Annotated in this window: 6 protein-coding genes and 1 pseudogene; all 7 read right to left on the bottom strand. The window is 47.5% G+C overall.

Annotated features, from left to right (window positions below):
- A partial coding sequence (locus tag ACLFWI_RS18340) for a pilus assembly FimT family protein (protein WP_446414108.1) occupies positions 1 to 699 on the bottom strand: 699 nt, incomplete at its 3' end.
- Between the two features lie 371 nt (positions 700 to 1,070).
- Complete coding sequence (locus ACLFWI_RS18335) at positions 1,071 to 1,733, bottom strand: pilus assembly FimT family protein (protein WP_446414107.1); 663 nt, start codon at positions 1,731 to 1,733, stop codon at positions 1,071 to 1,073.
- A 23-nt stretch (positions 1,734 to 1,756) separates the two neighbouring features.
- Positions 1,757 to 2,854 carry a hormogonium polysaccharide secretion pseudopilin HpsC gene (gene hpsC / locus ACLFWI_RS18330; protein ID WP_446414106.1) on the bottom strand — a complete coding sequence of 366 codons (1,098 nt, stop codon included), beginning with the start codon at positions 2,852 to 2,854 and terminating at the stop codon, positions 1,757 to 1,759.
- Positions 2,855 to 2,905: 51 nt separating this feature from the next.
- A complete protein-coding gene (gene hpsB / locus ACLFWI_RS18325) occupies positions 2,906 to 3,646 on the bottom strand; it encodes a hormogonium polysaccharide secretion pseudopilin HpsB (protein WP_446414105.1) in 741 nt (246 codons plus the stop codon).
- A 60-nt stretch (positions 3,647 to 3,706) separates the two neighbouring features.
- Positions 3,707 to 8,839 carry a hormogonium polysaccharide biosynthesis protein HpsA gene (hpsA, locus tag ACLFWI_RS18320; protein ID WP_446414104.1) on the bottom strand — a complete coding sequence of 1,711 codons (5,133 nt, stop codon included), beginning with the start codon at positions 8,837 to 8,839 and terminating at the stop codon, positions 3,707 to 3,709.
- Positions 8,840 to 9,240: 401 nt separating this feature from the next.
- Positions 9,241 to 9,477, bottom strand: a complete 237-nt coding sequence (gene rpmB / locus ACLFWI_RS18315; RefSeq protein ID WP_446414103.1) for a 50S ribosomal protein L28 — start codon at positions 9,475 to 9,477, stop codon at positions 9,241 to 9,243.
- A 316-nt stretch (positions 9,478 to 9,793) separates the two neighbouring features.
- Positions 9,794 to 11,079, bottom strand: a pseudogene (locus tag ACLFWI_RS18310) (molecular chaperone HtpG); the annotation flags it as partial.

Below are 11,079 nucleotides of genomic sequence, written 5' to 3'. Positions count from 1 at the left end.
TTCACCCATCCGCAACGTGCCAATTAACGTAGACACATAGACACACCGTTGAATCTGGCTATTATCTTTGGGGATGAGTGTAATCTGTCCCAGTTGTCCATTGGTATTGCCTTTGTAATTAAACTGGACACGCCAGAATCCATTCTGACTGTCTTGGTATAACGTTGTTTCAGATTTGTCTTTGTCATTTTGGTCTTTGTAAACTTGAATATGGGGATCAAGGCTATGCCAATTGACGGTATTGGGGATAGAATACCCCGAATCAGCCCGATGCACCGCCCACTGGACTTGCTCATCCACCTCTCGGATACTGACTTGCCAGGTAACTTTATCCCGCGTAGCGTTACGTTTCGCCTCTTGCATCGCTTGGTAAACTTCGTATTGGGCTGTATTCAAGCGCTGTATATTGGTAAAGTGTAGCCAACCCGGAGCCGCGATCGCACTTACTATCCCCATCATCAAAACAACGATGATCATTTCGAGTAACGAATATCCAGCCGTGGCGCTAGGTACGGGTTTTGGAGTTGAGTTATTTTGTCCCATGGTCAAATTACCCTGATTGAACTTACCTGTGGGGAGTTCCAGGCTACGATGGGAGAACCCGCTTTGATTAGGCGCAAAATCAGGGTAATGGCAGCTTGTTACCTTTAGTCCTGGTGTAGGGGCGAGCCGCTTGCACAAATCAACAACGGTATCCACTCAATTTGATCGGCTCGCCCTTTACCCAACCTGTCCTTGTCTATATAAAACCGGAGGCACGCTTCGTGCCTACTACAAACAAAGTGCCTACTACAAACCAGGTTACTCATCGCAACGGGAGCATCTTGCTCTGTTCGTAGAGGCACGCTTCGTGCCTACTACAAACCTGATCAATAATCGGCTACAAGTCTCTAAAAATGGGATGCTCCTCTGGCAAATCCCTTTTAGTATTTTGCAATAAGAATCGTTCTCTGAACAGGGGAATGTCAAAAAGGTTAATCTAATGAATTTTTATGTATTAAACGGTAATATAAATTTACGGTTTGAGACGTCGTCCATTTAGCCTAAAGAAAACAGAAGGCAAAAACTACTTAAAGACAACTTTCTCCTTGATTTGTTTGCATTGAACCCAAAAGTGTTATGACAGTAGTACAGCGTTTGGTGGACTCAATCGGTTCATTATTATTATTGGGAACGGCGACTACCACGGTTAACCCTTCATCAATGTTGTCATTATCTACATCCAGTTGGGTTTCGGGATCACGTTTTGGCATATTGCCAAATTGATCAAAAGTAATTGTTTGTGTTGTATTATTTATCGGAGATACCGAACCCCCTGCTTGATTTTCACCGTTAATATTGGTGCCTACCCAGACTGATTCCGGCTTCACTTCTACTTCTGAGGTTAAACTCTTCCACAGATTGTTATCATCCGGATCAATATCTTGACGATGAACCGCAATTTGGGGAACATTGTCTTCGGTTTTAAAGCTAACGCTGTATTGATATTTTGTCCGTTTCGCTTGTCGTTGCGCTTCCTGCATCGCGCTAAACACCGCATCATTCACCTTCGCCACCCGTTGACGATTGACAAAAGCTAGCCAACCCGGAGCCGCGATCGCACTCAAAATTGCTATCATTAGAACCACGACAATTAGCTCTATCAGCGTGAAGCCGGTCTGATTTAAGGACGGCTGATGTCGCGATCGCGCTTTTTGGGAGTAATATAGGGATTTGAACCGGGTGAAACTCATGGGTTTTCTCGCTTAGTTGATCGTTAATTGCCCCTGGATAAGCCGCCAATTCCTTTCACTTCGATGGAAGCGGTGGGGAAGTAGGAAGATCCATCTTCGCTATATTTTGCCTCCTCTGCTGAGCGAATCCGGGCTAGTGCATTTCCTCTGAGGTAGACTCGTGCTATGTTTTGCGCGGAGCGGACGCAAGCATAGAAGCTGTTAGTTTGAAACGGTGCATCTACCTGATCGTAATCAGGAACCTGTGTCCATCCGGGATCTTCAGGAGTTGGAGTAAAACCAGTGGGGTTAAAGCTTGAGCAATTTTGCCGTGGGGGAAGATTGGTTGTGCTGTGATCAATGTAATCGACTAAAACCTGAGGAGTGTTGTTATAATTTTCATCATTATCATCATTATCAGGGTTATTGGTTGCAGGTGTAGTTCTTCCATCCCAACGATTCATTTTGTCGCGTAGAGGACCCGATAAGCCTAAATTAAATAACGCGAATCCTTGATCTCTCGTTTTTCGAGATTGGTTGTCGTTAAGATATGTATTTGTACCTGGGATATAAGGGGGGCGTCTCACTCCGTCACTGATTTCCCACCTGCCGATTCTCGCGGCGTCAGACCAGGTTGGGTTATCTGCTGTGATCAGGTAATAAGCAACTAATGAGTAGACAAAGGTATCATCACAGTTGTTCGCTCGAATGTCTTGATCGGCTGTTGCACAATTCGTTGAGGTGTCAATGGGAACAGCTTCTGGAACCCGTTCCCGCTTCCAGAAAACTAGAACTGGGGTGCCATTGGTAACGCTAGGGAGTTGATCCCTAATTCCTGAATTCTCCGGATTATCTAGGTCGAGATCATTATTGAGCGCCTGTTGATCATAAATATAAACGGCTTGCTGTAAATCTCTAGCAATATAATCTGCAGCTGCTTGCAGTTCTTGCTCGGAAGTGGATTTGGCTTGCTCTTGACGGTCTGTCTGTAGGAGATTAATCATAAATCCCAATACGGGAGTAATAATCAGAGCTGCCATAATCAGGGCAACCAGGAGTTCTATCAGCGTAAACCCTGCGGTTTTCCGCGTTGGCTGAGAGTGCTTGAGTTGGTTAAGGAGGAGAAATTTTAGGGTGTTCATGGGGCTGATATCTCTTGCGTGGAGACTGATTCTTGGTTTTCCTAAGACTCATCAGAATTCGATTTGGTTGTTGCAACCAACGCGATTACAGAAGTCGTTATAGCTTGTTCCGCCAGTGACAATTTCAGTGGTGAGTTCAATCAGCGGTTTTTGGCTGGGTTTCAAACCGGTTCCACCTGTAAAGGTAGCCTCTCTTTCTCCCGTACTTGCCTGCAACGTCCTACCACTGGTAAATGCATCCGCTCGATAGACCCGAATGCCTAGGTGATAGCCTTGTTGTGCTCTTTGTTGATTAACCTGTTGTGGAGTGAGGTTTGTGCCTGTGGGAATTGTGGTTGTATTGACACCAAAAGCTTGAACGATCATATCTTTGAAATTGTCATTGGTACAGCCTCCACCATTGCCATCTACACAGTAGAGTCGGTAATTTGGGCTAGTCGGTTGAGTGCAGTACTGACTTGCGTCACAAGTTAAATTGCCCGTTGGCGGCGGATCAATTTCTTTGAGATCATCAATGATGCCTTTAAGTTCAGGAGGATTGCCCGTGGCTGTGTTAATCGGGGGAGCATCGATAGTCTCCGCTCGCAGAGCATCAATGTAACCTTGTGCTGCTTGGGTTGCCATTTCTACCCGCCGCGCCTGTACCCGCGTGGCTACAGACAGGACGATGACGGGGGCGATGGCAATCATCAAGATGCTGACCACGATAATCGCCATCAGAGACTCAATAATCGTGAATCCGGCTTGATTCGCTGAGGGAGTCAGTTTTTTGGGTTTAGGTGGGAGCATCATGATGTTGCCTGTTACTGAATTTACATCGAGGTAGCGGGATTGAGTCCCTTAGTTTTTTAGTTATGAACAATCCGGTCTCTGGGTTTCATTGATGGCAAAATCTCCATTACCATTTTGACCACACAACAGCCGTTGCACCCAGGGGTCATTGCGGCTTACTTCCCGGTAGAACTGATTGGGTTCATCGGTGGAAGGAAGGGTGAATTGTTGGGCAAATAGGTCAGGAAATTGAGATAACAGACCCACATCATACCCCCAATTTCTTGCTGACGGCTCGAAGAAGGGAACTCGACCCTCAGTATTTTGAGCTGAATACATCTGTGGATAGTTAAACGGTCCTCCATCTTCCGCTGTATCTTTGTTTTCGGGTAAGTGGGCATAAGAACCCGTGGCGTAAGCACTATTTTTAATTTGCATCAACGAACCACTGATTTGAGTGGTAATGCTAGGGTCGCCTGAACCCTGAGGACTCCAATCCCAGTTCTCCAATAAGCGGACTAGGTTAAGAACACCACCATTGAAATCGCCTAGATGTTCAAGGGGAGTGATGACGTTATTGGTATGGGGGGGACGGGAAGGGGTGTCACCTGTAGCAAATGCCGCGTTAAAGATCACACTACCAGGAGTCTCAGTCGTTGACAGATCAGTAGCTCTGGGTAACCAGTGGGTGAATCGAGCGTGCTTGACGAAATTACGATCATCACGACCAGGATTGCCGAGTTGATCTTGACGAAGAAAAGGAGCCGTGACTCCGGTTGGGTACTGAAGTTGGAGTACGGGTCGTAAGAGAGGTTGACCTGTTGAACCAGTAAGGGGTTCTGGATTCCCTTGCTCATCGACAACTTGATCGAGATTACCATCGTTATCGACATCCAAACCCACTAACAGTGGATGATTGTAGCCAAAGTTTAGCTCATCAATATTGTTTTGGTTGGTTGCAAACCAAAGGGCGTTACTCTGTCTAGCTGGGAGTTGAGGAAGAGGAAATTCCTGGATTATATCGTCGCTAGGATCATTATTTCCCTTATCATCAATGCCCAGAGGAATTAACTTTTCGCCCGGAAGTCTTAATTCTAATTTATTGTTTCCATCCCGCTTAAATGCAACCCGCCGGGGATACCGCTCTAGTCCCGGTGCTGCACCTGTGGCTGTTGTGCCTGCGGTTCCCGGTACAGCGTCCAGTTCTACTCCATTCGTAACTTTTCGCAAGGTGTTAGCTTTTTTATCATTCCCGCTAAAATCATCAAAATTACTAGCTTTCAAGCCATTATTGTCATTAATGATCCAATCTCCTGGTCCACAATCAGAGACCAAGATGTGAGGACAGTATTCCATCACATATTCAGGAAACTCTCCCCGTCGTTGCACTGGAGTCACCATGTTATTGAAATAGGAACTGTTCACCGCCTTATCATCAGCATTAGGATCGGTTCGGCTATAGACAGCATCGGTGAGTTCAACATCCCCTGTCGCTGCATTTGGGAAGTCTGGTAAGATTGAGTCTTCTGAGTCTTCTTCTGAGTCTTCTTTGACAATTGACCCTTGGGGAATCCAGACACCACTACTCAAGCCATTAATCGCAAAATCATTGTTCCAGAAGCCGTTGTGAAGGCGTTTTTGCTGAATCGATTCTGTTTCGAGCAGATCAGTGGTATCGCCCTTGGTTGCTTCCAAGGTTTTAGCGATGTTATCAAGTTGGTTATTTCTCAGGTCATAGTCTCCCTCAACCCGCACCCCTTCTCGGAAATTGTGAGAGAGGAGGGTCACTGCATCAGAGATAATCGAAGCCGCCCGCCAGTCATCACCTTGAGTGCAGAGGGTAAGTCTCTCGTCTCCTTTACGACAGGCAAACTGTTCCTCAAGATTGTCGCGACTATAAAACGTATTAGCAGGCGTGTTGTTATCGGGTTGTTGTCCTTCAAACTCGCCAATGATAGTATCAGTTCCCGCCTTTTTATGGGGGTTAAATTCACCTTTGACATAGACAGGTAAGTTGCTGGCTAAGGTCAAACCTTTTTCCACTTCGGCAAAGGTATCACGACGACCGAGTTTTGAGCCATTAATCAACATGATGCCACTGGGGCGGCGGGTGGGATCGAGCTTGAAGTCTGTCCGACTGACATTTGCACTACCATCATCCGCACCTGGTTTGCTATCGTTACTTGCATCTGGCAAGGCATCATCACGAGTCGCGTAGATAATGCCACTGTTGGGGAACATATATTCTCGCTCATCGTTGGAGGTGCCGAACAAGCTTGGTGTTCTACCTGCGTTAACCAGCTCCTGTAAATCGATAACCGTGGCCCGAACTTCTAGAGGATAACGCTGTTCAATGGGCAGGTCGTATCGGCTGGTGAGTAAATTGAAAAGGGGTTCTGTCTCAAAATCAAAATTATCAAAATTGTCGTTGGGATTACCATCATTTAACTTATCGATTAACTTCACCTGTCTAGCATCCAGGAATGCAGTTTCCTTAATCGTGCCGTGTGGGATTTTGTAACCCGATGTTGGGGTCGGGGTTGGAGTACCAATGTCTCCCCAAGTGCCTTGATCAGAAACCTTGCCATAAATTTGTAGTCCACAGATGGTTGCATCAATCGCCGCTTGTTCTGCTAGGGTTCTGTCATCTTCATTTGCCTTGTCTAAGGCATCTGCCAGTAGCTGATTGACTGGGCGTCCGTTGGGATAGACTAACCCCGCTTGATAGCGGAGATGGGTGAGCATCGTGCCAGTAGCATCCTCGCTCGGGGGTTTAAAGGTGATGCCATTGAACGAGTTGCCCGTGTCTGTATAATCGCCAGTAGCCGAATTTGAGTCAGGACGAGTAGTTTTATCTCTCGGTGTCCCGACAAACTCGTTGCTCAAATCATAGAGAGTGTTGTTCACCAGAACCAAGTGAGCTGTAGGCGTGGTATTTGTCCTGAATAGCCGTTGCGGATTTCTGGCGGTGTTCCGATTTGTCGGATCATAGTAGGTAGCAACGCAGGCAATGGGTTTGGGTTTTTCCCCTTGTTTATGATTGGTATAGTGGTAGACCGCTGTGGCTCGCATCTTTAGGTAAGGACGATCATCACCATTTAAATCTGTAGGCCATGTGCCTCCCGGCAGCCAACTCGGTGCCCCGACGGTAGCGGCATCCACATAGGGAGGCAGAATCATCGGCATGGTGTCGGGCCAAACCACAGGTGAGGCAGTGGTGCTGATGTCATCGTCATAGGGCAAGTACACCCCTGCACCAGTGACAATCCGCAGTCCACCCACACCATCCAGCAGTTTCTCTGGGATCTCGGCGGCGGCATTTTCCCAGAATCCATCGCGAGCGATAGTATCTAGATTATCTAATGCATTCACTCGACTCTTACGCGCCCGGGTTCCTTCACCCTGATCCCATTTCGTTCCTTCTATTTCTTGCGGTTCCTCGCTAACAAAATCCTGGCTCTCTTCGTCATACCAAAGCGCTGGCAGGTTATTGCCAATTAACAGGCGATCGCCGACAAAATTTTCTCTCTCTGCCTCTTCTTGGATTTCAAAGGCAGTCGCTTCAGGGAGCAAACCATCTCCCGACTGATTAAGTGGCAGTTCGCTAAAACCGCCTGCTTTTTTCCCGTCACTGGGATCGTAGGGAAACATCCAATCGTTGGGTGGGCGCAGGGAATTATCTCCGGCGTCTTTCACCGGTGAAACACTGGCTATATTTTCCGTAGTCCCGTAGGGAACTTCAGCATAAGCCACCCGACGAGTACGATTTCTAAAATAGATTTCTAGGGCGTCCCGACGGGCTTGTTCCTGATCCTTTTCATCTTCTAAGGGATTCGCTGGATTGTTGATCAGGTTTTCCGTCCGTTCTTTCACTTCATCTGGATCAGCTGAGCTAACTTTCGCTGGATTGTTCTGGTTTCCCGGAGTTCCTGAGACGCTAAAGCTAGTGTTAACGTCGTCGATGGTTTTTTCGACTAACTGATCAATCCGTCTTTCATAAGCCTCACTGTTATAGGCAATATCAGCAGCCGCTGGCGTCACTGATGTATTTTTAGTCGTCAGGGTTTCACCTATCTCCGGATCGTTTCCATCCTTAGTGCCTTGAAATAAATGGATGTCAATCGGACTATTCGTGGGGTTCTTTGTGTCTACGATTGTGCCATAGCCATAATTTCCACCCACAACAATTTTGCTATTTTCCACCTCGTAGAAACAGGAATTGCGACTGCTGACCTGAAACAACTCAGTTTTGCTACGTGGTAATTCTTTGATTAGCAAGTTACCATTAGTAAATATCCGACCATTGACGCGGAAGCCAGACCCGGCTGCCATCTGCACATCCCCTTCGTAAAGGATGGCGTTATTCTTCTGAGGTATTTTTTCGATGTCTCGTTGGTACTCTAGAGCAGAAAAGCCTTGATTGCCCCTGTAGTTTTCAAACTGACCTGGAGGAAGATTGAGTTCATTTATATCAGTGATTGGAACAGTTGCTACATAAGCAAAGAACGACTTCTTCAGCTTACTGCCCACTCGATACCAACCATTGGTTCCGACTAAAGTCGCACTGGTTCCTAGAGCATCACAAGCGGGGCGAGTCGCACTATCATCCATTGGCGGGGTTCTGGCTTCTAAGGACGATCTAGTCTGCTGGGGTTTACCATCTTCAGTCGCAGGACTACGGTAATAAATGCCGTAAAGTGTAAAGCTATCAAACAGACCATTGCCGTCGGTATCTACCGGAAATCGCCAAGCCGTTCCTAGCTGATTCGTTCCACCATCGGTAACCGTTAGCTGAGTCTCGTCTGTAAATGTATATTTCGCCTGATCAAAGACCGACTCTATCGCGTCATCGGCAGGCGTGCCTCGGGGCAATAGCGGATCTGTAAACATCTGTTCAATTTTAGCGGTTGCCCGGTCAAGGGCTGGAGTCGCCGCATTGAGTACCGCTTGATTCACCCGGAAGTTACTAGCATTTTTGGCTCGGTCAAAGGAGCGAAAGACAATTGCTGTTGTCAACAAGATGACCACCAGCATTACCATCACCACCGTAGGTAGGACAAACCCGCCTTGAGTGAGGCGAGACGGGTGTCCCCCTAGTCGCACTAAGACGCGCAACAGCCAATTCATCACTCCTCTGACGATGGAGCGTCCTAGCCGGTGAACCGATTGGAATAGATTTTTGGCACTCTGGAAGTACTGCTTGGGAGTTGACATGGGATTTTCCTGTCAGATTCAATAATATATTTAACGATATGATCCGATGAATGAGGCTTGTCCTCACCAATCGTAACGGTTAACTTAGCGCTCCCCAAGACTCCAAAAGCTCACCCTTTATCTTATTCTGCTTCGTTTTGCTTGTCCGGATGGGACGAGATGCAGACTGTATGTTGAGATGTCAGTCATTAACCTCTGTCTAAGGTATAATTGACTCAATCCATCTGGGAACGCTGATACTTTAGTCGCCAGCTATCTATTCCTAGCTTACCCACTGATTAGAGAAAACATATCAGTCTCACTGATAATTTTTGTTTATGGGTCATGAGTTCCCTCCCCTTGACAAGGGGAGGGTTAGGGAGGGGTAAAATCAAGGCTCATCTCCCCTGCACCCCTGCACATTAGTAATTATTTAAGTTAATTCCTGCTTCATTCGCCATGGCTTGCAGTCCCTTCTTATCTAGGGTTTTAATCGCCTTAGTTGAGAGTCTCAGCTTCACCCAGCGATTGCCTTCTTGCCACCAGACGCGCTTTGATTGCAGATTGGCTTCTTGGAGTTTTTTGGTGCGGCGGTGGGAGTGGGAGATAGCGTAGGCGTTGTTTGCTTTTTTCCCGGTGAGTTGACATTTGCGTGACATGATTAGCCTCTGATTATATATAGTCCGTACTCCATCATATCTCGGTCATTCGTTAGGGAACAGGGAACAGGGAATAGGCAACAGGCAACAGGCAACAGGCAACAGGGAATAGGCAACAGGCAACAGGCAACAGAACCGCTTCCAAAAATACGTAGTCGATTACGTCTGGAACACGACTGCCCTCTTGCTCCCCTCTCCCCCGGTGGGAGAGGGGCTGGGGGAGAGGGGGTTCTAGCTTAAGTTGACACCTAAGACGTCAGTGCAGGGCGCACATCACGTTGATAAAGGGCGCACGTCGGTGCGCCCCTACGGGTGTCTAACGCTCGGTTAACCGGGTCAACACCTGATTCGACCGCTCCACAAACGCCTTCATTCCTTGGGCGTCAAAGCCCCGTTGCGCCATTAATGCCAAATCATAGACGTGTTGACAAATTTGATTGGCAAGTTCCCCACTAGGGGATTGACCCACCCCTTGAACAATACTCCCCTGACTAATCTCGACTAAGTTCTCAATCAAGGGATGCGCGGTATTCACCACTAAAATATGCTCCTCCGGAAACTGCGCCGCTTGCTGCTGCAATAGGGCGGTCATATCTTGCAACCGTCGCATGGCTTCTGGTAACAGTACCATAGCTGGGGGTGTCCCTTGGGGGTCATCGGATTTCAGCGCCTGGGTTTTCACATTCACCTTAGGCTTGTTTATCGCCTGCTCAAACAACTCCTTAATCAGTTCACTACGAGTCTTATTGGTTTTGGGGTCAACGATATCCGCCGCCTTGTCTTGGTCAACCAGGGTATTATCTAACTCGGAGTCCACCCGCGAAAACTTGACATCCGAATATTCCTGTTCCAGGAAACTGATAAAGTGGGTGTCGATAAACGAGTCCATATACAGGACTTCTAACCCCTGATTCTTGTGCAGTTCCACATAAGTGGCTTGGGCGGCTTCATCAGTGCAGTAGAAGACGTGGTTCTCGTGCTTGGCTTTGTTGCGGTCTAAATACTCCTTCAGCGTCGTATAGGTTCGCCCTTGCTCATCCTGATTCACTTCCCCTGAACTCACCTCTTGCCAAGCATCGTCCTCTTGCGACTGCACTTCTACCTCCGGCGTCTCCGGTTTACTCCCTGACTCCCCAGAATAGGTGGTGCGATAGATAATGATATCCTCAACTTGCTTTTTGAACTTGTCGTTATTCAGCGCCCCAAACTTGACAAAAGTCCCCACATCTTGCCAGCAGCGGAGATAGTCTTGGCGTTGCTCAGTATACAGTTGGTTGAGGCGGTCAGCAATTTTCTTGGCAATGAAATCGGCAATCCGGCGCACCGTCCGGTCATTAGTCAGGGCGGAACGGGACACATTGATGGGGATGTCGGGACTATCAATCACCCCACGCAAGGGCATGAGGAAGTTGGGAATAACTTCTTCACAGTTGTCGCTGACAAAGACCTGATTACAGAATAGCTTGATATGACCCTTGGTCACATCTACATCCGGCTTCAGCTTAGGGAAATAGAGAATCCCATTCAATAGGAACGGATAATCGGTCTTCAGATGCACCCACAGCAGGGGGTCTTCCTGAAACGGATACAGATAGCGATAAA

It is taken from the genome of Coleofasciculus sp., assembly GCF_046539235.1.
GTDB lineage: Bacteria > Cyanobacteriota > Cyanobacteriia > Cyanobacteriales > Coleofasciculaceae > Coleofasciculus.
Note: the sequence above shows the minus strand (reverse complement) of the source record. Positions and strands in the feature narration are given on the sequence as shown.

What these genes read in the sequence shown, in the direction of transcription:
- ACLFWI_RS18335 (WP_446414107.1), bottom strand. Translation starts at nt 1,733, where the DNA reads ATGAGTTTCACCCGGTTCAAATCCCTATATTACTCCCAAAAAGCGCGA.
- hpsC (WP_446414106.1), bottom strand. Translation starts at nt 2,854, where the DNA reads ATGAACACCCTAAAATTTCTCCTCCTTAACCAACTCAAGCACTCTCAG.
- hpsB (WP_446414105.1), bottom strand. Translation starts at nt 3,646, where the DNA reads ATGATGCTCCCACCTAAACCCAAAAAACTGACTCCCTCAGCGAATCAA.
- hpsA (WP_446414104.1), bottom strand. Translation starts at nt 8,839, where the DNA reads ATGTCAACTCCCAAGCAGTACTTCCAGAGTGCCAAAAATCTATTCCAA.
- rpmB (WP_446414103.1), bottom strand. Translation starts at nt 9,477, where the DNA reads ATGTCACGCAAATGTCAACTCACCGGGAAAAAAGCAAACAACGCCTAC.